Here is a 22977-nt window from a genome sequence, read left to right on the forward strand (position 1 = left end):
GGATTCATGCTTCGCATCCACTTCACCGACGCCGACCTCGTGCGCGTGCGGATCCTCGCCGAGCCTGACCCGATGTGGGAGGTACTGCTCAGCCTGCACCTGACGACGCCGGTACCGGCCGACCAGCGCTTCCGCGGCTGGCGGCGCGGCCTGCCGGCGCGCCTCGCCCGCCCGGCCGGCGTGCTGCGCACGCTGAGCCGGCCGACCGGGTACTCCCCCGACTTCCTCACGCCGTCCGGCGACGTCGCCGACTTCGGCACCGGGCTGGACCTCGTCCTCAGCACGCCGCGCGAGAGGCTGCGCGCCGACATCGCCCAGCTCGCGTCCGGCACCCGGGTCGCGTCCTGGCCGGCGGACCTGGCCGACGGCAACGTGCCGGCCCTGAACCTGCTCGGGGACGCGCTGACGACCTACCACGACGCGGCCGTGAAGCCGCACTGGGAAACCATCCGCCGCCACATCCGCGCCGACCGCCGGAAGCGGGCGGAACTGGCTGTCACCCGGGGTTTCGAGGCCGTCCTGGCCACCCTGCACCCGTCGGCCCGCTGGCGCGCCCCGGTCCTCGAACTGGCCTACCCCGTCGAGCAGGACCTGGTCCTCGGCGGCGCCGGGTTGACGCTGGTGCCGTCGCTGTTCTGCTGGCCGGGCCCGATCACGCTGCTGCGTCAGCCGGACCGGCCGGTGCTCGTCTACCCCATCGCACCGGAGCCCGGCTGGGCGGCCGAGCCCGCCACCGGGTGCGACCGCTCGCTCAACACCCTGCTCGGCAACACCCGCGCCGAGGTCCTGCGCGTCATCGCGACCCTCCCCCGGGTGAACACCACCGAACTGGCCCGCGCGGCGGGCATCTCACTGGCCAGCGCGAGCCAGCACACGTCGGTACTGCGCGGAGCGGGCCTGGTGACGACGGGCCGGTCACGCGGCTCGGCGTTCCACGAACTCTCCGAACGCGGCTCTTCCCTGCTGTGCCACTGAAGTTCCCGGGCCGGAGCGTCAGCCGGGGATTTGCCGGTTGGAGAAATACGGCTTGCGGAACGGGAAGTCGTTGCCCAGCCAGTGCTTCAGCACCGATTGGACCTTCGTGTCGTACCCGCTCGGTGTCACCACCAGCTGAGGTACACGTCGTGCTCCAGGAGGTTCACCGGTGACGCCGCCGCATTCCGCCGGTCCCTGGCGATCTTGGACCGCATCGGCGCGCGGTTCGAGCTGGAGCGCACGAAAGAGGCGGCAGGCTGACCGAAGCCCGCCTCACGACGAGCCGATCACGCGGCTCGGCGTTCCACGAACTCTCCGAACGCGGCTCTTCCCTGCTGTGCCACTGAAGTTCCCGGGCCGGGGTGTCAGCTTCCCGCTCCGGTCATGGCCGCGTACTCCCGGCCGAAGAAGAACTCCCGCTCGCCGAAGGCCGGGCGCAGGGCGTCGAACCAGGTGGCGGTGGGGTCGTACGCCGCGAAGAACGGCTGCTGTGTCCAGCGGGGGTCGCGGGCCTGGATGAACCGCAGGACGAACACCCGCTCGCCGTGGACTTCGGCGACGCCCTGGATCTCCACCTTGCCCGGACCGCAGCTCATGCTGGGGCCGCGCGCGGTGCGGGCCAGGCCGGACACCGCGCTGACGGCGTCGGCGTAGATCCGCCACGTGCGCACCAACGGCACCTCGAAGTGGTTGCGTGCCCCGGTGTCGCGCTCGACGAACATGTAGTAGGGCACGATGCCCAGCGCCACCTGCCGTTCCCACATCCGGGACCACACCCGCGGGTCGTCGTTGACGCGCGCGAGGACCGGCGCCTGGCTGCGGATCACCGCGCCTGTCTCCCGGATCCGGCGGACGGCCTCGGCGAACAGCGGGTCCTCCATCTCCCGCCAGTGGTCGAGGTGGGCCATCACCGCGAGGTGCCGGCCGCCGGCGACGATCCGCCGGAACAGCGCCAGCAGCTCGCCGGCGTCGTCGTCCAGGACGAAGCGGTGCGGCCAGAAGGTGAGCGCCTTGGTGCCGATCCGGATGGTCCGCACGTGCTCCAGCCCCGGGTCCGCCAGGAGCGGGTCGAGGTACCCGGCCAGCCGGTGGGTCCGCATGACCATCGGGTCGCCGCCGGTCACCAGGACGTCGGACACCTCGGGGTGCGCGCGCAGGTAGGCGCGCAACGCCGTGCTGTCCGGCGCGGAGAACCGGTCTTCGGCGCCGACGAACTGCGGCCAGCGGAAGCAGAAAGCGCAGTACGAGTGGCACGTCTGGCCCGCGGAGGGGAAGAACAGCACGGTGTTGGCGTACTTGTGCTGCATCCCGGGCAGCGCGTCGCCCTCGAGCGACGGCACGTTCAGCGTCTGCTGCCCGGCGGGGTGCGGGTTGAGCTCCTCCCGGATCTTCCGCGCCAGCGCCTGGATCTCCGCGGCCGGCGCGCCCAGCCGCACCAGCTCGGACATCGCGTCGTAGTGCTCGGGGGAAAGCATGTCCCGGTGCGGGAACAGCAGCCGGAACAGCGGGTCGGCGGGCGGGTCCGCCCAGTCGATCAGCTCGTTGAGGACGAAGTCGTTGATCCGGAAGGGCAGGATGTGCGACACGACCTCCATTTCGAAGCGCAGGTCCGCCGGCAGCTTCGCCAGCAGGTCGAGCCGGCTGGCCTGGCGGAACCGGTAGGCCTTGAACCGCGCCGGGGCCGGCCGGACGCGCGAGCTGGTCAAGGCCGGGTCCGGGAGAAGTGCCGCGCGAGGGTGATCAGCGGCGGGAGCCCGGCGAGGATCCGCTCCGCGCTCAGGCCGAAGTCGACCAGGCACGCGACTTCGTCCACGCCCGCCGCCGCGAAGCGTTCGACGACGGTCCGGCAGCTTTCCGGCGAGCCGATCAGCGATCCGTCCCGCAGGTAGCGGTCGCAGGTCAGGTCGAGCAGGTCTTCGACGACGTCGTCCGGCAGGTCCTCGGCCGGCATCCGGTGGCCGCCGCTGATGGTGCCGCCGCCCTTCGCCGCCTTGGTCTCCAGGGAAACCGCCGAGCGGAGGTACTCGCGGAACGGTGTTCTCGTCGTCGCTTTCGCTTCGGCTTCGTCGTCGGCCAGGTGGGTGTGCAGCATCAGCGAGACGACGCCGGTGGCGGGATCGAGCCCGGTCCCGGCCCGGGCCTCGCGGTACAGCTTGATCTTCGCCGTGAGCTGGTCGACGTCCTGCCCGATCAGGTGCGTCAGGACGTTCGTGCCGCGGGCGCCGGCGTCCACGAACGTCTGCGGGTTGCCCGACGACGTCAGCCAGATCGGCAGCTCCGGCTGGATCGGCCGCGGGAACAGGCGCACCGGTACCGGGTGCCCCAGCCCGTTGGGCAGCTCGATCGCCTCGCCGCGCCACAGCCGGCGCAGGTCGTCGAGCTGCGCCAGCATGACGTCCCGCCGGACGGCGTAGGTCTGTGGGCTCAGCACGAAGTCGTTGACGTTCCAGCCCGCGCCGAACGACACCGCGGCCCGGCCGCGGGAGAGGTTGTCCACCACGGACCACTCTTCGGCCATCCGGACGGTGTTGTGCAGCGGCGAGATCAGGCTGCCGGCGCGCAATTGCAGCGAGTCCGTCGTCATGGCGAGCGCCGCGCTCGTCAGCGCGGGGTTCGGGAAGACGCCGCCGAACCGGTCGAAGTGCCGTTCCGGCGTCCAGACGGCGCTCAGCCCGCCCCGGTCGGCCAGTTTCGCGGCGGCGAACATGGTGTCGAAGGTTTCGGAGGCGGCCGCACCGTCGGGAGCGGCGAAGAACATGATGCCGAAGCGCATCGGGTTTCCCTTCGTGGTGGGCGGTCAGGCGACGACCGGATCGGACGGCTGCTTCTCGTCACCGGGCAGCACCGGCGGGTGGCGCAGCGCGGGCACGACGGTGCCCACCAGCGCGACCAGCACCAGCCAGCCCAGCATCACCAGCACAGTCGTCGTGCTGCCGTAGAACTGCAGGAGCACCCCGGCCAGCAGCGGGCTGAGCGGGGTGGCCGACTGGCTGATGAACCGGCAGGCGCTGTCGACCCGGCCCAGCAATTCGTCGGGGACGAGCACGATGCGGTAGGTGGAGAGCACCGAGTTCCACAGGGGCGCGGCCGCGAGCATGAGCCCGAACACGACACCCATCACGACGATGTTGCCCGCGACCAGCAGGATCGGCAGCAGCGCGGCCCACACCCACGGGAACCCGATGACGATCCAGGACGCGGGGATCCGCTCGGCCGCCCACGTCGCGGCGAACGACCCGAGCAGCCCGCCCACCGCGGCCACGGTCAGCACGGTGCCGACGACCGCGGCCGACGTGCCGGACTCGTGCCCGATGACGACGAGCAGCGTGGGCATCCCGTTCCCGACGAGGTTCGTGGCCGCGACCATGAGGGCGCTGCCGCGCAGGAAGGGCTGGCGGAACAGCCAGCGAAGCCCGTCGCGCACCCCCGAAATCAGCGACAGTGCCTTCGTGTCCGGCACCGGCGCCGACCGGAACCGGGTCTTGATCATCGACACCGTGACGTAGGAGACGAGGTACGACAGCGCGTCGCCGAGGAACGGCAGCAGCGCGGCGATCGAGAAGAGCGTCCCGCCGATCGGCGGGCCGGCCAGCATCGCGCCGTATTCCCGGCTTTCGTTGCGCGCGGTCGCGGAGCGCAGCTGCGACGCGGGCACGACGTGACGCAGCGCCCCCACCTCCGCCGGCGAGAACAGCACGGTCGCCGAGCCTTCGACGAGCGCCACGACGATGATGTGCGGGTACGTCAGCCAGCCCGTCGCGAGCCCGCCGACGATGCTGGCGAGCGCGACGAACCGGACGAGGTCGCACGTCAGCATGAGCCGGCGGCGGTCCCACCGGTCGGCGAAGAACCCGGCGGGCAGACCCAGCAGCCACTGCGGCGCGCCCCGGGCCGTCGCGACCAGGCCGGCGAGCACGGGCGACCCCGTCAGCGAGAGCACCAGCAGCGGGTAACCGACGTAGGACATCCGGCTGCCCAGCACGGACGCCAGCTGGCTCACCCAGAGCAACGTGAAGTCGCGGTTGCGGCTCAGTGGCACCGGAATCTCGGCCTGACCGGCAGATTCGGGCGCGGGCGCCGAGGGTTCGTCGCGGGCGGTCATTCCGCCGCCTCCAACCCGGCCCGGAACACCGAAACGACCTGGGCGAGCTGGGGTTCTTCGAGCACCGACAGGTGGGTGCCCGGCACCTCCAGCAGCTCGGTGCGCGGCGCGTGCTCGCGCCACGCTTCGAACCAGGGCCACGACCAGTTGCCGTCGGTCGCCTTGAGCACGGTGAGCGGGACGTCGGCGGGCCGCGGCCGGTAGTTCCGCTTGGCCATCCGGAAGAACCGGTTGCGGCGCAGCACGCTCTCCAGCGCGTCCTTCCCGAGCCCGATCTGCTCCTCGCGGAAACCGGCCTGCCGCACCAGGTCCGTCAGCCGGCGCGGGGCCAGGCCGGTCCAGTCCGCTTCGGAGATGCCCTCGGCGACGGCGATCATCTCGTCGAGCAGCCCGTCGAGGTGGTGCCGCTGCCGCGTTTCCGGTGCCTGGACGACGGAGTCGACCAGGCCGACCCAGCTCACCTCGGCGCCCGCGCGGAGCAGCTGGGCCGCGGCCTCGTAGGCGACGATCCCGCCGAACGACCAGCCGCACAGCCGGTACGGGCCCGCGGGTTGCCACCGCCGGATCCGCTCGACGTAGACCTCGGCCATCGCCACCACCTGGTCGGGCGCGGCGGCCGTCACGAGGGACTCGTCGAAGTCGAGCCCGACGAGCGCGAAGTCCGGCTCCAGCGCCCGCGCCAGCGCGTAGTACCCGGTGACGCTGCCGGTCCCCTCGTGCACGCAGAACAGGGTGCGGTCCCGGGGACCGGTGTTCAGCGGCACCAGTCCCGGCGTCGCCGTCGGCTGCCCGGCGGCGGCCAGCTCCGCCAGCCCGGCGACGGTCCGCGCCTCGAAGATCGCCCGCAGCGGCACCTTCACGTCGTGCCGGGCGCGCAGGCGGGCGACGACGTGCGCGGCGAGCAGCGAATGCCCGCCGAGGTCGAAGAAGTCGTCGAACACCCCGACCCGGTCGAGGCCGAGCACCTCGTGCCAGATCGCGGCGATGGCCGTTTCCAGCTCGGTGCGCGGGGCCGCGAAGCCCGACCCGAACTCCGGACGCGCCGAGTCGGGATCCGGCAGCGCCAGCCGGTCGATCTTCCCGTTCGCCGTCTTCGGCAACGCGGGCAGAAGCACGAACCGGGCCGGAATCTGGTACTCCGGCAGGGATTCTTCGAGCGACGCGCGCAGCTGCGGGACCGCTGCGTCGGTGCCGGCGGGCACGACGTAGGCGACCAGCCGCTGGTCTCCCGGCTCGTCTTCCCGCGCCACGACGACGGCTTCGGCCACGGCCTCCAGCGCCCGCAGGTGCGTCCCGATCTCGTCGAGCTCGACCCGGAACCCGCGGATCTTGACCTGGTGGTCCGTGCGGCCGAGGTGTTCGAGCACCTGGCCCGGTCCCCAGCGGCAGAGGTCCCCGGTGCGGTAGAGCCGGCCGTCGCCGAAGGGGTTGGGCAGGAAGCGCTCGGCCGTCAGCCCGGGCCGGTCCCAGTAGCCGCGGCTGACGCCGGCGCCGCCGATGTACAGCTCGCCGGGGACACCCGCCGGGCACGGCGCCATCGCCGCGTCCAGGACGTAGACCTCGGTGCCGGCCATGGGCTCGCCGACGGGGTAGGTCCACGCCGACCCGGCGCCGGCCGGGACCCGGATCCGCGTCGCGGTCATCGTGGTTTCGGTCGGGCCGAACTGGTTGACCACCTTGCCCGCGAGCCAGGCGCAGTCCGCCAGCCGCTCGGCGTAGAGGTGCTCGCCGCTGCACAGGACGAGGCGGACCGCGGCCAGGCCGGCGTCGGGCACCGGCTGCGCGGCCAGCTCGTAGAGCAGGGTCGGCACCACGCTGAGGATCGTGCTCACGCGGTGCCCGGCGAGCAGCGCCACGACCGAGGCCGGGTCCTTGGCGGCGTCCGGGTCGGTGACCACGAGCTTCGCCCCCGCCGACAGGGCGACGAAGATCTCGCGCACGGAGGCGTCGAAACCCCAGCCGGACAACGTGATCCCGGTGTCGACCGGGCCGATGCCGTACTCGTCCCGCAGGTAGCCGATCCGGGCCAGCGCGTTGCCGTGGGTGGCGACGACGCCCTTGGGGCGCCCGGTCGAGCCGGACGTGTAGACGACGTACGCGGCGTTGCCGGGGTGGATCGCGGCGGGCGGGACCGGCCGTGACGGCGCTGCGGCGGCGTCTCCGTCGATCAGGAGCACCTCGCCCCGGAACCCGGTGAGCGCCCCCGCCGCGGTGGCGGCGTCGGTGAGGACCAGCCCGGTGCCGGTGTCCGCGAGGATGAACGCCACCCGGTCCCGCGGCTGGCGCGCGTCGATCGGGACGAACGCCGCCCCGGTCTTCGCCACGGCGAGCGCGCAGATCACCGCTTCCGCGCTGCGCGGCAGGCAGATCCCGACGAAGACCTCGGGGCCGGCACCGCGCTCGCGCAGCCGCGCGGCCAGCGCGGCCGCCCGCCGGTCGACCTCCGCGTACGTCAGCTCCGCCGGACCCGCCAGCGCGACGGCGTCCGGGCGCGCGGCCGCCTGCTGTTCGAAGAGCCGGTGCAGCCCGGTCACCCCGGCGGGCACGTGGCTCGTGCGGTCGGCGTTGCCGCCGTGCACCAGGCTTTCGTGTTCAGCCTCGGACAACAGCGACAGGTCCGAGATCCGGGCCTTCGGATCGGCGACGACGGCCGAGAAGATCCGCTGCACGTGCTCGCTCAGCCGGCGCACGCGCTCGGCGTCGAACAGGGCCGTGCTGTAGCGGATGCCGGCGAGCAGACCGCCGGGAGTGTCGGCGAAGGCCAGCGTGAGGTCGAACTTCGCCTGGTTGGTCGTAAAACCGTGCTCTTCGGTGTGCACGCCCGGCAGCTCCCACTCGCCGGCGGGCACGGTGTTGACCGACAGCATCACCTGGAACAGCGGTGTCCTGGCGAAGTCCCGCTCGGGCTGGAGCTCTTCGACGAGCCGTTCGAAGGGCAGGTCCTGGTGCTCGTAGGCGCCCATCGTCACTTCGCGCACCCGGTCGAGCAGCTCGGCGAACCGCGGGTCACCGCCGAGGTCGGTGCGCAGCACCAGGGTGTTGACGAAGAAGCCGATCAGGCCCTCGACCTCACGCCGGTTGCGCCCGGCGATCGGGGTGCCGACGGCGACGTCGGTCTGGCCGGCGTAGCGGCCGAGGACCAGCTGGACGCCGGCGAGGATGACCATGAACAGGGTCGTGCGGTGGTCCCGGGCGAGCCCGCGCAGGCCCGCGGCGAGCTCGGCGGGCATGCTGAACTCCAGTGACGCGCCTTCGGTCGAGCGGACCGCGGCGCGGGGCCGGTCCGTCGGCAGCTGCAGCGGCGGGACGCCGGTGAGCTGCTCGCGCCAGTAGCCGAGCTGCTCGTCCAGCACGTCGCCGCGCAGCCAGTTCCGTTGCCAGACGGCGAAGTCCGCGTACCGGACCGCGGGTGCGGGTGTCTCGGGTTCGACGCCGCGCAGCGCGGCCCGGTACCCCTCCCCCAGTTCGCGGACGAGGTTGCGCGCGGACCAGGCGTCCATCGCGATGTGGTGGGTGGCGAACAGCAGGACGTGGTCGTCGGCCGCGACCCGGAACAACGCGGTGCGCCACACCGGGCCCGTCACCAGGTCGAACGGCTTCGTGGCCGGCCCGCGGATGGCGTCGTCGAGTGCTTCGACGTCGACATCGAAGACCGGGATCCCGACCGGGCGGGCGGGGTGGATCCGTTGCCCCGCTTCGGTTTCCCCGGCGGCGAACGTGGTCCGCAGCACCTCGTGCCGGGCGATCACCCCGCCGAGCGCGGTTTCCAGGGCCGCGACGTCGAGGGTGCCGGTGAGCCGCCAGGCCAGCGGGACGACGTACTCGGTGCTGCCCGGCTCGAGCTGGTCGAGCAGCCACAGCCGTTGCTGGGCGAAGGACAGCGGGAAGAGATCACCGTCGCCGGCCACCCGCTCGATGGGCGGGATCTGCCGCCCGGTCCGCCGTTCGTCGAGCAGCCGGGCCAGGTCCGCCACCGTCGGGTCGGCGAACAACGCCCGCAGCGGCACCTCGGCGCCGCCGAGCCGGCTCAGCCGGGACACGACCTGGGTCGCCAGCAGGGAATGCCCGCCCAGCGCGAAGAAGTCGTCGTAGACGCCGATCTCGTCGATCCCGAGCACGTCGGACCAGACGCCGGCGACGAGCTCCTCGGACGGCGTCCGGGGCCGGACCGGACCGGCCGCCAGCTCGGGCCGGGCCCCGCCGGGCGCGGGCAGGCCGCGCCGGTCGACCTTCCCGTTGCCGGACAACGGCAACGCCGGCAGGAACACGAACGCGGCGGGCAGCATGTAGCCGGGCAGCACCGCCGCGACCCATTCGCGGACGGCAGGCTCGGTGAGGTCGCCGTCCGCGACGAGGTAGGCGACCAGCCGGCGGTCACCCGGGGTGTCCTCCCGCGCGACGACCACCGCTTCGGACACCGCGTCGAGCAGCAGCAGGCGCGCCTCGATCTCGCCCAGCTCGACGCGGTACCCGCGGATCTTCACCTGGTGGTCGGTGCGGCCGAGGAACTCCAGGTCGCCGTCGGGCCGGAAGCGGGCCAGGTCGCCGGTGCGGTAGAGCCGCCCGGGACCGAAGGGGTCGGGCACGAACCGCTCGGCCGTGATGTCCGGGCGCCCCAGGTAACCGCGGGCGACGCCGTCGCCGCCGATGCAGAGCTCCCCCACGACGCCCACCGGCACCGGGTTGAGCGCCTCGTCGAGCACGTACATCCGGGTGTTCGCGATCGGACGCCCGATCGGCACGGGCACCGACGGGTCGAACCGTTCGTCGGCGACGTAGATCGAGCAGCCGACGACGGTCTCGGTCGGGCCGTACTCGTTGATCACCCGGGACTTCGGGGCGATCCGCTGCCAGGCCGCGAGGGTCTCCGGCTTGACCTCGTCGGCGCCGACCACGTAGGTCCGGACGGAGCCGAGCTGCTCGTCCTCGCCGATCATGCCGCGCAGCAGGTCGAGGTGCCCGGGGGTGATCTTGAGCAGGCTGAAGTCACCGGGCGCGGCCAGCAGCTCCCGCAGCGAGTCGTGGCCGCGATCGGCCGCGAGCAGCGTGACGTCCTTGCCGCCGATGAGCGGCAGGAAGAAGTTGGGCATCGAGAGGTCGAAGGCGATCGAGCCGAGCATGGGGGCGCCGGACGCACCGCCCAGCCCGTAGCCGTCGATGGCCCACCACAGGTAGTTGACCAGACCCTGGTGCGCCACGAGCACGCCCTTGGGCCGGCCGGTGGAGCCGGAGGTGTACATCACGTAGGCGAGGTTGTCCGCGCGGACGGGCGCGCCGGGGTCGGTCTCCGGCAGCCCGGCCGCCACGGAGACGTCCGCGTCGAGCACGATGGCCCGGTCCGCGTACTCCGCCGGCAGGCCCGGTTGTGTCCGCGCTTCCACCAGGACCCACTCGGCGCCGGTGTCGTCCAGCATGAAGCGCATCCGTTCGGCCGGGTGCCCCGGGTCCAGCGGCACGTAGGCGGCGCCGGACTTGAGGATGCCGAAGATCCCGACGAGCGCGTTCACCGACGGGCTCACGCAGATCCCGATCCGCTGCTCCGGCCCGGCCCCGAGCCCGCGCAGGTGGTGGGCCAGCCGGTTGGCCCGGGCGTCCAGCTCGCCGTAGGTCAGCCGCGTGCCGTCGGTGTCCACCACCGCGACCGCGCCGGGATCGCGGGCCGCGCACGCCGCGAACAGCTCGTGCACGCAGCGGTCGGCGGGGTATCCGGCGTCGGTGGCGTTCCACTCGGTGACGATCAGCTGCCGCTCCGCCGGCGTGAGGATGCCGAGGTCGCCGACCAAGGCGGCGGGATCCGCGGCCAGCCCGAGCAGCAGGGTGCGCAGGTGCCCGGCGAGCAGGCCGGCCCGGTGGCGGTCGAACCGCGCCCGGTCGTAGGTGATCTCCACGCGCAGGAGGTCGCGCACCGCCGCGACGACGCTGAGCGGGTAGCCGTTGCGTTCGCGCGCGCCGACCGGCACGAGCTCCACGCCGCCCGCCGACTGGTCCGCCGCGCTCGCGGCGGGGTAGTTCTCGAACACCAGCAGGCTTTCGAACAGCGGCGTGCCCTGCGGTACCCCGCTGCTGCTCTGCGCGAGCACGAGCGGCGTGTAGTCGTACTGGCGCAGGCGGAGCTGGGCGTCCTGGACCGACCGCAGCCACTCGCCGACCGGTTTCGCCGGCTCGACGCGCACTCGCAGCGGCAGCGTGTTGATCATCAGCCCGACCATGGACTCGACCCGGTCGGCTTCCGGCGGCCGGGTGCTCATGGTGGCGCCGAAGACGACGTCGCGCTCGCCGGTGTAGCGGGACAGCACCAGCGCCCACGCGCCCTGCAGCACCGTGTTGACGGTGATCCGCTGCGCCCGCGCGAACTCCCGCACCCGCGCGGAGTCCGCGGCGTCGAGTTCCAGCTCGGCCACGGCGAAACCGGACTCGGTGCCCGGCCGGTCGGCGGTGATCTTCGTCGGGGCGGTGAAGTCGGCCAGCTCCCCCTTCCAGTACCGCTCGGCGGCGGCGGTGTCCTGGGCGCCGAGCCAGCGCAGGAACGAGCGGTACTGCGGCGCGGGCTCCAGCACCACGCGCCGGCCTTCGCTTTCGGCGCGGTAGCACGTCATGAGGTCGCGCAGCACCAGCCGGACGCTCCAGCCGTCCAGCAGCACGTGGTGGAAGCTGAGCACCATCAGGTGTTCCCGGTCCGTCTCCCGGAAGAGCGTGACCCGCAGCAGCGGCGCCTTGGCCAGCGAGATGCCTTCGCTCCGGTCCTGCGCCAGCCACGCTTCGAGCCCATCTGACGGCACCCGGCCGAGCACGGTGACCGGCACCGTCACCGACCGCTCGATCAGCTGGAGCGGCCGGTCGACGCCCTGCCAGCGCAGCCGGGCGCGCAGCGCGGTGTGCCGGGCCACCACCGCCTGCCACGCCCGCTCCAGCGCGGCGGTGTCGAGCGGCCCGTCGAACCGGTACAGCAATTGCTCGAAGTCCACGCCGCCGTCGGGGTCCAGCAAGCTGTGGAACAGCATCCCCTCCTGCATCGGTGACAGCGGGAGGATGTCCTCCAGTGGCGAGGCCTCCATCAGACGTCCCTTCGGTATTCATTGATGATCAGGTCGAGGGTCTGCTGGTCGAGGCCCGCGAGCGGGAAGTCCGCGGGGACCGCGCCGGTGGTGCCCGGGGCGGTGCAGTGGGCGATGACCGCGGCGAGTTCGGCGACGAAGGCGTCGGCGAGCCGGTCCGCGGTCTCGGCGCGGTGCAGGTTCCGGGAGTAGCCGACGGTGATCCGGAACCGGCCGCCGCTGATCTCGGAGTTGAGCTCCAGCACGTGCGAACGCCGTCCGCTCGGCGCCTGCGCGCTCCCCCGTGGCTCCTCGGCGCCACCGAACGTCCGGTCGGCGGCGAGCACGTTGTCGAACTGCCCGAGGTAGTTGAACAGCACCTGCCCGCCGGAGTCCGTGAGCCCGGCGCCGCCGGGGGCGAGGTACCGCAGGATCCCGTGGCCGACGCCGCCCCGCGGGATCTCGCGCAGCGCCTGCTTGGTTTCCTTGAGCACCTCGGCGATGCCGGTGCCGCCGCCGGTGTCCAGGGCCACCGGGTAGATCGAGGTGAACCAGCCGACCGTCCGGGAGAGGTCCACCCCGGCCACGATCTCCTCGCGGCCGTGGCCCTCCAGGTCGATCACGACGTCCGAGGCGGTGGCGTACGGCCGGATCGCGAGTGCGAGCGCGGTCAGCAGGACGTCGTTGATCTGCGTCCGGTACGCGGCGGGCACCTCGACGAGCAGCGCGCGGGTCAGCTCCGCGCTCAGTTCGCGCGTGACCCGCGCCGTGGACTCGACGGTGTTGGCCCCGCCGGGGTGGTCGACCGCGATCACGGCGCCGGGGCCCGTTCTCTTGCCCCAGAAGTCGCTCTCCTCGGCGGCGGCGGGCGAAACCGCGTACTCCGGCAGCATCCGCGCCCACTGCAGGAACGACGTCGTCTTGGCGGGCCACGTGATCGGCAGGCCCGCCCGCACCTGCCGGTAGCCGGTCTCCAGGTCTTCGAGCAGCACCCGCCACGAGACGCCGTCCACGACGAGGTGGTGGGCCACGAGCAGCAGCCGCCGCCCGCGGGGGCCGAGATCGGCCAGCAGCGCGCCGAACACCCGCCCGGCCCGGATGTCCAGGCTCGCCTGCAACCGGTCCGCCTCGACGGTGAGCGCGGTATCGGTCGCGCACCGCACTGTCCACAGTAGATCGCCGGGGACCTCGGCCGTGCCGGACTGCGTCCAGCCGTCCGGCCCGGGGGTGAACCGCGCGCGCAGCATGTCGTGCTGCGCGGCGAGCCGGTCCAGGACCAGCCGGAGGTCCCGCTCGGTCGCCGCCGGCGGCACGGTGACGATCATCGACTGGTTGTAGTGGTCGAGGTGCGGCAGGTCCCGGGCGAAGAACCAGTGCTGGATCGGTGTGAGCGGCGCGTCGCCCGTCACCACGCCCTGCTCGGCCCGCACGACCGGCGCCGTCTCGGCCGCCGCGGCCAGCGCCGCGATGGTCTGGTGCTCGAACACCATCCGGGGCGTGATCCGGAGGCCGCCGGCCACGGCCCGGGCGACGATCTGGATGCTCAGGATCGAGTCCCCGCCGAGGTCGAAGAAGTTGTCGAACACCCCGGCCCGGTCGAGCCCGAGGACCTGCGCCCAGACGCCGGCCAGCAGTTCCTCCGCCGGGGTGCGCGGTTCGGCGAAACCGGAAGCGAGTTCGGGCCGGGCCGCGCCGGGTGCGGGCAGCGCACGACGGTCGACCTTGCCCGTGGCCGTCAATGGCAACGCCGGCAGGAAGACGAAGGCGCCGGGCACCTGGTGGGCGGGCAGCGTCCGCTCCAGCCAGGCCCGCAGCTCCGACACCGACGGCGTCCGCCCGGCGGGCACGACGTAACCGACCAGACGGCGTTCGCCCGGCTTGTCCTCCCGCGCGGTGACCACGGCCGCGGCGACGTCGGCGGATTCCAGCAGCCTCGCCTCGATCTCGCCCAGCTCGATCCGGAACCCGCGGATCTTGACCTGGCGGTCGGTCCGGCCGAGGTACTCCAGGACCCCGTCGGCCGACCACCGGCCGACGTCGCCGGTCCGGTAGAGCCGGCCGGTGCCGAAGGGGTCCGGGACGAACCGCTCCGCCGTCAGCCCGGGGCGGCCGAGGTAGCCGCGGGTCACGCCCGCGCCACCGACGTACAGCTCGCCGGGCACCCCGATCGGGCAGGGCGTCAGGTCCGCGTCCAGCACGTAGGTGCGCAGGTCGCTCAGCGCCCGGCCGATCGGGCCGGCCGCGGCGTCACCCCGGGTCGAGGGCGACAGCACGAGCGACGTCGTGTGCACCGTCGTCTCGGTGATGCCGTACATGTTGACCAGCGCGACGGCGCGGGTCCGGTCGTCGTCGAACCAGGGGCGCAGCGTGGTCAGGTCGAGGGCCTCGCCGCCGAAGACGACGAACCGCAGGTGCCCCGGTCCGGCGGCGATCAGCGGCGCCATCAGGGTCCGGAACGCCGTCGGCGTCTGGCTCAGCATGGTGACGCGCTGCTCGGCGACGACGCCCGCCAGCCGTTCGGGGTCGCGGGCCACCGCGTTCGCGGCGATCACCGTCCGCCCGCCGGTGGTCAGCGCGCCCCAGATCTCCCAGACGGAGAAGTCGAACGCGTAGCTGTGCGTCGAGAGCCACACCTGCTCGTCGTCGAAGCCGAAGGTCTCCCGGGTCGCTTCGAACAGCCGGCTGGCGTTGGCGTGGGTGACCTGAACGCCCTTGGGTTTGCCGGTGGAGCCGGAGGTGTAGATGACGTAGGCCAGGTTCTGCGGGCTCATGACGGGCCGCGGATCGGTGCCGGGCAGGCCGTCGAGGACCGCGGTGAGCGCCGCGTCGTCGAGGTTCACGACTTCGGCCGCCCAGTCGCGGGTGGCGGTGGCCGCGTCGGTGACGACGAGCGCCGTCCGGGCGTCGGAGATGATGAACGCGAGGCGCTCGGCCGGGTACGCGGGATCCAGCGGCAGGTACCCGGCGCCGGACTTGAGCACGGCGAGCAGGCTCACCACGGTCCGGACCGACCGCCCCAGGCACAGCCCGACGAGCTGCTCCGGGCCCGCTCCGCGCCGGCGCAGGTGGTGGGCCAGCCGGTTCGCCCGGCGGTTCAGCTCGGCGTAGGTCAGGACCGCGCCGTCGGTGTCGGTGACCGCGACGGCGTCCGGGCGCTCGGCGGCGTGCCGCTCGACCAGCTCGTGGAGCAGCGCGGTGCCGGTGGCCGAGCCGCCGGGGTTCCACTCGTCGACGACCTGGGCGTGTTCCCGCTCGGTGAGCAGGGGCAGGTCCGACAGCCGCCGGCCCGCATCCTGCGCGACCGCCTCCAGTACGCGCCCGACGTGCTCGCCCAGCCGGGTCACCCGGCCGGCGTCGAACAACGCCGTGCTGTAGCGGATGACGCCCGCGAGCCCGTCCGGGGTGTCGGTGAAGGCGAAGGTGAGGTCGAACTTCGCGTGCCGCGCGTCGAGCGGGAACTCGGTGACCTCGACCCCGGGCAGCGCCCACGCCCCGGGCGGGGTGTTGTCGAGGGTGAGCATGACCTGGAAGAGCGGGGTGCGGGCCAGGTCGCGCTCGGGCCGGAGTTCGTCGACGAGCCGTTCGAAGGGCAGGTCCTGGTGCTCGTAGGCGTCCAGGGTGACCGTGCGGACGCGCTCCAGCAGCTCGGTGAAAGCCGGGTCGCCGGACAGGTCCGCGCGCAGGACGAGCGTGTTGACGAAGAACCCGACCAGGTCCTCGACCTCGGTCCGGGTGCGCCCGGCGATCGGGGTGCCGACCGCCACGTCGTGCTGCCCGGAGTGCCGCGCGAGCACGGCCTGCACCCCGGCGAGGACCACCATGAACAGCGTCGCCCGGTGGTCCCGCGCCAGGCGTCGCAGCCCGGCGGCGACCTCGGCGGGCACGGTGAACTCGATCGCGGCGCCGTCGGCCGAGCGGACGGCCTCGCGGGGGCGGTCGGCCGGCAGCTCGAGCGGCGTGAGGCCGGCCAGCCGGTCGCGCCAGTGGCCGAGCTGGGCCTCCAGCACCGGCCCGGTGAGCCAGTTCCGTTGCCACGCCGAGAAGTCCGCGTACTGCGTCGCGAGCGGCGGGAGCCCGGGGGCGCCCCGCCGGTAGTGGTGGCTCAGCTCCCGCACGAGCACGCCGGACGACCAGGCGTCGGCGACGACGTGGTGCATGGCCAGCACGAGCACGTGCTCCCGCGGGCCGAGCCGGACGACGGCGGCGCGCCACAGCGGTCCGGTGCCGAGGTCGAACGGGCGGTACACGAAATCGGTGACGACCTGCTCGGGCGAGCGGTCGCCGGTTTCCAGGACCGGCAGGGTCACCGCGACGGCGGCCGCGATGTGCTGGGACGGCTTGCCTTCCACGGTCGGGAACGCCGTCCGCAGCACCTCGTGCCGCGCCACGACCGCGGCCAGCGCCGCTTCCAGCGCGGCCGGGTCGAGCTCGCCGGTCAGCCGCCAGGCCATCGGCGCGATGTACTCGGTGCTGCCGGGCTCGAACTGGTCGAGGAACCACAACCGTTGCTGCGCGAAGGAAAGCGGGAGCCCGGCCGCGCGGTCGGCGTGCGGGATCGGGCTGAGCGCGGTCCCGTCCGCACCGGAGAGCCGCTGGGCCATCCCGGCCACCGTGGGTGCTTCGAACAGCAGCCGGAGCGGCACCTCGCGGCCGCTCGTGCGGGCGAGGCGGGCCACGACCTGGGTCGCCAGCAGGGAATGCCCGCCCAGCGCGAAGAAGTCGTCGAAGACGCCGACCTCCTCGACGCCGAGGACGTCGCTCCAGATGTCGGCGACCAGCTCCTCCAGCAGGCCGCGCGGCGGGACCGGGCCGCTGCCGAGGTCGGGCCGCGCGGTGTCCGGCGCGGGCAGCGCCCGGCGGTCCACCTTGCCGCTGCCGGACAGCGGGAGGGCGGGCAGCACCACGAAGGCCGACGGGACCAGGTAGCCGGGCAGCGACGACGTCAGGCGGGCGCGCAGGGCCGGCAGGTCGAGCGGGTCCGCGCCGGGCACCAGGTAGGCCACGAGCCGGCGGTCGTCCGGGGTGTCCTCCCGGGCCACCACGACCGCCTCGGCGACGCCGGGCTGCGCCAGCAGCGTCGCCTCGATCTCGCCCGGTTCGACGCGGTGGCCGCGGATCTTCACCTGGAAGTCGGTGCGCCCCAGGTATTCGAGGTGCCCGTCGGGCGACCAGCGGCAGGAGTCGCCGGTCCGGTAGAGCCGGCCGGACCCGAACGGGTCAGGGACGAAGCGCTCCGCGGTCGGACCGGGCCGGTCCCGGTACCCGCGGGCCACGCCGGCGCCGCCGATGTACAGCTCGCCCGCGACGCCGATCGGGCACGGCGACAGCGCGGCGTCGAGCACGTGGACGCGGGTGCCGGCGATCGGCCGGCCGATCGGGACGCGGCCCGGGCCGGCGACGGCCCCCGCGGGCAGGGTGTGCACGCAGCACCCGACGACGGTCTCGGTGGGGCCGTACTCGTTGACCAGGTAGCCGCCGGCCGGCAGCCCGGCGAGCACTTCCGTGGCCGGCGCGGCCGGGAGGTCCTCGCCGCCGACGATGACAGCGGGCGGGAACACGACCCCGGCCGGCGAGGTGCCCGCCAGCACCCTCAGGTGGGTGGGCGTCAGCTTAACCAGGGCGGCGCCGGGCGCGGGCAGCAGCCCGGCCGGGTCGGCGCCCTCCTCGGCCAGCTGCACGGGCCGGCCGACCAGCAGCGGCAGGAAGATCGACGTGACGGTCATGTCGAAGGCGGGCGACGAGTGCAGCACCGCACCGCCGGCCCGCGGGAACGGGTACGCGCCGGCGGCCCAGGCGAGGTAGTTCGCCAGCCCCCGGTGGGTGATCTGCACGCCCTTGGGCGTGCCGGTGGAGCCGGAGGTGTAGATGACGTAGGCGAGGCTCTCCGGGTGGCCGCCGGGGTCGCTGGCGGGGGCGTGCCCGGCGATGGCCAGCGCGGTGGCCGGGTCGTCGACGTCGACGACGTCCGCGCGGACCCGGGAGCCGAGGTCGGTGGCGTGCGCGGTGTCGGTGAGCAGGACGGCCGCGCGCGCGTCCGCCAGCGTGGCGGCGAGGCGTTCGGCCGGGTGCCCCGGATCCAGCGGGAGGTAGGCGGCGCCGGCGCGGTGCACGGCGAGCAGGGCCACGATCGTCTCCGGGCGGCGGGCCAGGCAGATCCCGACGACGTCCTCCGGCCCGGCCCCGCGGTCTCGCAGGTGGCCCGCGAGGCGCTCGGCGCGGTCCACCAGCTCGCGGAAGCTCACGGTGGCGCCGTCGGCGGCGCGGACCGCGACCGCGTCCGGCTGGTCCTGCGCGTGCTTCGAGAGCACGCGGTGGATCCACCCCGGCCGCTCGGCCGCCTCGGGGCGTTCGGCGGGGCCGGTGCCCCACTCCTCGACGACCGTCCGGCGTTCGGCTTCGGTCAGCAGCGGGGTCGCCGAGAGCCGCGCACCGGGATCCGCGACGACACCGGCGAAGAACGTCCGCAGGTGCTCGCCCAGCCGCTCGATCCGGCGCGCGTCGAACAACGCGGTGCGGTAGGAGATGACGCCCGAGAACTCCTCGGCGTTGTCGGTGAACGCGAGGGCGAGGTCGTACTTGGCGCGGTCGGTGGTCAACGGGTGGTCGGCCAGGGTCAGGCCGGGCAGGCGCAGCCGCAGCGCCGGGGTGTTGTCGACCGACAACGAGACCTGGAACAGCGGCGTCCGGGTGAGGTCGCGGTCCGGGCGCAGCTGCTCGACGAGCCGTTCGAACGGCACGTCCTGGTGCTCGTAGGCGCCCAGCGTGGTGTCCCGCACCCGGCCGAGCAGGGCCGTGAAGGCGGGGTCCCCGCCGACGTCGGTCCGCAGCACGAGGGTGTTGACGAACATGCCGATCAGCGGCTCGGTCTCCGGGCGGGCGCGCCGGGCCACCGGGGTGCCGACGGTGATGTCGTCCTGACCGGTGTACCGGGCGAGGACGGCCTGCAGCCCGGCGAGCACGACCATGAACAGGGTCGCGCCCTCGGCCCGGGCGAGCGCCCGCAGCCCGTCGGCGGTCTCGGCGGGCAAGGTGAACTCGAGCGAGGCACCGGCGGTCTCGGTGGCGGCCGGGCGGGGCCGGTCGGCGGGCAGGTCGAGCACCTCGGTCCCGGTGAGCCGGTCGCGCCAGTACGCCAGCGGTTCGTCGAGCGCGGGACCGCTCAGCCGGTCCCGCTCCCACCGGGCGAAGTCGGTGTACTGGATCGGCAGGTCCGCCGGCGCCGGAGCGTGCCCTTCGACGGCGGCCCGGTAGGCGCGGCCGATCTCCTCGGCGAAGACGGCGGCCGACCAGGCGTCCGCGACGATGTGGTGGATCGTCAGCGCGAACACCGAACGGCGGGGGCCGGTCCGGACCAGCAGCGCGCGCCAGACCGGCCCGGTGCCCAGGTCGAACGGCTCGGCGACAAAACCGGCCAGCACGTCGTCCAGGTCCCCGTCCCCCGCTTCGAGCACGGTGAACGGCACCGGGCCCGGCGGGGCGACGACCTGGACGGGCTCGCCGTCAGCGGTCGGGAACGTGGTCCGGAGCGTGTGGTGCCGGTGGGCCACCTCGGTCAGCGCGGCGCGCAACGCGCCGGCGTCGACCACGCCGGACAGCTCCCAGCCCAGCGGGATGACGTAGTCGGTGCCGCCCGGTTCGAGCTGGTCGAGGAACCACAGCCGGTGCTGGGCGAAGGACAGCGGCGCCGGGCCGCGCCGCCCGGACCGCGCGATGGGCGCCTCCGCCACGGATTCCCCGGCCGCCACCGGATCGACGGCGGCGACGAGGGCGGCGAGCTTCGCGACGGTCCGCGTCTCGAACAGGTCGCGCAGGGACACGGCGAACCCGTGCCTGCTCCGCAGCCGGGCCACGACGTGCGTGGCGAGCAGGGAATGCCCGCCCAGCGCGAAGAAGTCGTCGAGGACGCCGACCTCGTCCAAGCCGAGCACCTCCCGCCAGACGCCGGCGACGGCGGCCTCGGCCGGGGTCCGCGGCCGCACGGGTGCCGCCCCCAGCTCCGGCCGTTCGCTCCCGGGCGCGGGCAGGGCGCCGCGGTCGGTCTTCCCGTTCACCGTCCGCGGCAGGGCCGGCAGGGCCACGAAGACCGACGGCACCAGCGACGCGGGCAGGACCCGCTCGAGCTCGGCGTGCAGCCACGACGCGGCGGGCGGCGCGCCGGACGTCGTGAAGTAGGCGGTCAGCCGCTGGTCTCCCGGGACGTCCTCGCGCAGGACGACCACCGCGTCGGCGACCGGCTCGAGCGCGCGCAGCGCGGCCTCGATCTCCGCCGGCTCGACGCGCAGACCGCGCACCTTCAGCTGGTTGTCGAGCCGGCCGAGGTGCTCGAGGGTGTGCGCGGGCGACCAGCGGCAGCGGTCACCGGTGCGGTAGAGCCGGCCGCCGCCGAACGGGTCGGGCACGAAGCGCTCGGCGGTCAGGCCGGGCCGGCCCAGGTACCCGCGGGCGAGGCCGGGACCGCCGATGTACAGCTCGCCGGGCACGCCGACGGGGCACGGGTTCAGCGCGTCGTCGAGGACGTAGAGCGTCGTGTCGCCGACCGCGGAACCCACGTCGTAGCGCCACGACGGCCCGGCGCCCGCCGGCACCCGCGTCCAGGTGACCGTGATCGTGGCTTCGGTCGGGCCGAACTGGTTCAGCACCTTCCCGGCGAGCCAGGCGCAGCCGGCCAGCCGTTCGGCGTGCAGCCGTTCACCGCTGCACAGCACCAGCCGGACGTCCGCGGGCACGCCGGCGGCGGCCGGCTGGGCCGCGAGCTCGTACAGGACCGACGGCACCGTGCTCGCGATGACCGTCACCCGCGCCGCGGCGACCAGGCCGACCACCCCGGCCGGGTCCTTGGCCGCGTCCGGCCCGGCCAGCACCAGCCGCGCCCCCGACGTGAGCGTCCCGAGGATTTCGCGCGCCGACGCGTCGAAGCCGAACCCGGCGATCGCGAGGACGACGTCCGACGGGCCTAGGTCGTAGTCCGCCCGGATGTGCCGGATCCGCCGCGACACGGCCTCGTGGGTCGCGACGACGCCCTTCGGCTGTCCGGTCGAGCCGGACGTGTACGCGATGTAGGCGACGGAAAGCGGGTGCACCGGCAGCGCGAGATCGTGCCCCGGCCGCCCGGCGATGGCCGGGTCCCGCGGATCCACCGTCCGGCCCGCGAACCCCGGCGGGAGCGCGGCCGCGGTGTCCCGGTCGGCGAGCACCAGGTCGATCCCGCTGTCGGTCAGGAGGTACTCGAGCCGAGCCTGCGGGTAGCCGGGATCCAGTGCGACGTAACCGATGCCCGTCTTGAGCGCGGCGAGGATGCCCACGATCGCGTCGGCCGACCGGGGCAGGCAGATCCCGATCGGGGCGCCCGCCGAGGCACCCGCCGCGAGCAGGTGCCGGGCGAGCCGGTTGGCCCGGACGTCGAGTTCGCCGTAGGTGAGGCGGCCGCCATCCGGTTCGACGAGCGCGACGACGTCCGGGGACGTCTTCGCGTTCGCCTCGAACAGCGCGTGCGCCGGCTCGGCCGGCTCGGACGCGGGCGCGCCGGCGGGCACGAGTTCGCCGCGTTCGGCGTCGGTGAGCAGCGGCAGGTCGGACAGCCGGACCTCGGGGTCGCCGGCGACGGCGGTGAGCACCTGCAGCAGATGCCCGAACATGCGGGTCATCCGGGCGGTGTCGAACAGCTCGGTCCGGTAGCGCACCCAGCCGGTCAGGCTGTCCGCGCTGTCGACGAACCCGACCGTCAGGTCGAACTTCGAGTGCAGGAACTCGACCGGGAACGCCTCGGCGCGCAGGCCGTCCAGCTCGAGGTGGTCGAAGGTCGTGTTCAGCACCAGCAACGCCTGGATCAGCGGGGTGCTGGTCCGGTCCCGGTCCGGGTGCAGCTGTTCCACCAGCCGTTCGAAGGGCAGTTCCTCGTGGTCGTAGGCGTCGAGCGCGACCTCGCGGACCCTGGCCAGCAGCTCCGCGAACGTCGGATCGCCGGACAGGTCGGTGCGCAGCACGAGGGTGTTGACGAAGAACCCGATGAGCGCTTCGGCTTCTTCCCGGCCGCGGCTGGCGATGGGGGTGCCGACGGCGACGTCGTCCTGCCCGCAGTAGCGCCCGAGCACCACCTGGACCGCGGCGAGCACGATCATGAACCGGGTCACCCGGTGCTCGCCGGCCAGTTTCACCAGCCCGTCGGCCACGTCCGGCGGCACGGTGAACTCGACGGCGGTGCCCTCGGCCGAGGCGAGCGCCCCGCGCGGGCGGTCCGTCGGCAGGTCGAGCGGCCGGATCCCGTCGAGCTGCCGGCGCCAGTGCCCGAGCAGCCGGGACGCGACCGCGCCGTCGAGCCGCTCCCGTTGCCAGCGCGCGAAATCCGCGTACTGCATGGTCAGCTCCGGCAGCACCGGCGGCCGCCCGGACAGCGCCGCCCGGTAGCACTCCCCCAGCTCGTCCACGAGGTTCCGCGCCGACCAGGCGTCCATCACGATGTGGTGCGCGGCGAAGACGAACACGTGGTCGCGCTCGCCCGCCCGGACCAGCCCGGCGCGCCACAGCGGGCCGCGGGCCAGGTCGAACGGCTCGGCCGCGAACCCGGCGACCACCTTGGCGAGGTCGTCGTCCCGGGCGTCGAGCAGCGGCAGCCGGGCCGGTTCCGCCGCCGTCACGACCTGCGCGGGCTCACCGTCTTCGGCGACGAAGCGGGCGCGAAGCACCTCGTGGCGGGACACGACCCTGGTGATGGCGTCCTCGAGCGCGGGGACGACCAGCTCGCCGGTGAGCCGCCAGGCGAACGGCACGACGTATTCGGCGCTCCCCGGTTCGAGCTGATCCAGGAACCACAACCGTTGCTGCGAAAAGGACAGCGGTGCGCCGGACATCGGCTTCCTCCGAAACACG

The 22977-nt window shown here is 73.8% G+C and carries 6 protein-coding genes; 1 reads left to right on the plus strand and 5 read right to left on the minus strand.

From position 1 onward, the window contains the following. Nucleotides 1-6: 6 nt before the first annotated feature. Nucleotides 7-975 (plus strand): ArsR/SmtB family transcription factor, encoded by a 969-nt coding sequence (locus OG570_RS43670; RefSeq protein WP_326954566.1) that lies wholly within the window; start codon nt 7-9, stop codon nt 973-975. Between the two features lie 365 nt (nt 976-1340). Here the strand turns inward: OG570_RS43670 and OG570_RS43675 are convergent, their stop codons facing one another. The 5 genes from OG570_RS43675 to OG570_RS43695 are packed head-to-tail and all read right to left on the minus strand — an operon-like array spanning nt 1341 to nt 22958. Continuing rightward, a complete protein-coding gene (locus tag OG570_RS43675; RefSeq protein WP_326954567.1) occupies nt 1341-2681 on the minus strand; it encodes a KamA family radical SAM protein in 1341 nt (446 codons plus the stop codon). Beyond that, complete coding sequence (locus tag OG570_RS43680; protein ID WP_326954568.1) at nt 2678-3748, minus strand: MupA/Atu3671 family FMN-dependent luciferase-like monooxygenase; 1071 nt, start codon at nt 3746-3748, stop codon at nt 2678-2680. Before OG570_RS43680 ends, OG570_RS43675 begins: the two co-directional genes overlap by 4 nt. Nucleotides 3749-3772: 24 nt before the next feature. Beyond that, on the minus strand, nt 3773-5077 hold the full coding sequence (locus OG570_RS43685; RefSeq protein ID WP_326954569.1) for an MFS transporter: 1305 nt from the start codon (nt 5075-5077) through the stop codon (nt 3773-3775). Further along, a complete protein-coding gene (locus tag OG570_RS43690) occupies nt 5074-12132 on the minus strand; it encodes a non-ribosomal peptide synthetase (RefSeq protein ID WP_326954570.1) in 7059 nt (2352 codons plus the stop codon). Before OG570_RS43690 ends, OG570_RS43685 begins: the two co-directional genes overlap by 4 nt. Next, on the minus strand, nt 12132-22958 hold the full coding sequence (locus OG570_RS43695; RefSeq protein WP_326954571.1) for a non-ribosomal peptide synthetase: 10827 nt from the start codon (nt 22956-22958) through the stop codon (nt 12132-12134). Before OG570_RS43695 ends, OG570_RS43690 begins: the two co-directional genes overlap by 1 nt. Between the last annotated feature and the right edge of the window lie 19 nt (nt 22959-22977).

This window comes from Amycolatopsis sp. NBC_01286, from assembly GCF_035982555.1.
GTDB lineage: Bacteria > Actinomycetota > Actinomycetes > Mycobacteriales > Pseudonocardiaceae > Amycolatopsis.

What these genes read in the sequence shown, in the direction of transcription:
- OG570_RS43680 (WP_326954568.1), bottom strand. Translation starts at nt 3,748, where the DNA reads ATGCGCTTCGGCATCATGTTCTTCGCCGCTCCCGACGGTGCGGCCGCC.
- OG570_RS43685 (WP_326954569.1), bottom strand. Translation starts at nt 5,077, where the DNA reads ATGACCGCCCGCGACGAACCCTCGGCGCCCGCGCCCGAATCTGCCGGT.
- OG570_RS43695 (WP_326954571.1), bottom strand. Translation starts at nt 22,958, where the DNA reads ATGTCCGGCGCACCGCTGTCCTTTTCGCAGCAACGGTTGTGGTTCCTG.
- OG570_RS43690 (WP_326954570.1), bottom strand. Translation starts at nt 12,132, where the DNA reads ATGGAGGCCTCGCCACTGGAGGACATCCTCCCGCTGTCACCGATGCAG.
- OG570_RS43670 (WP_326954566.1), top strand. Translation starts at nt 7, where the DNA reads ATGCTTCGCATCCACTTCACCGACGCCGACCTCGTGCGCGTGCGGATC.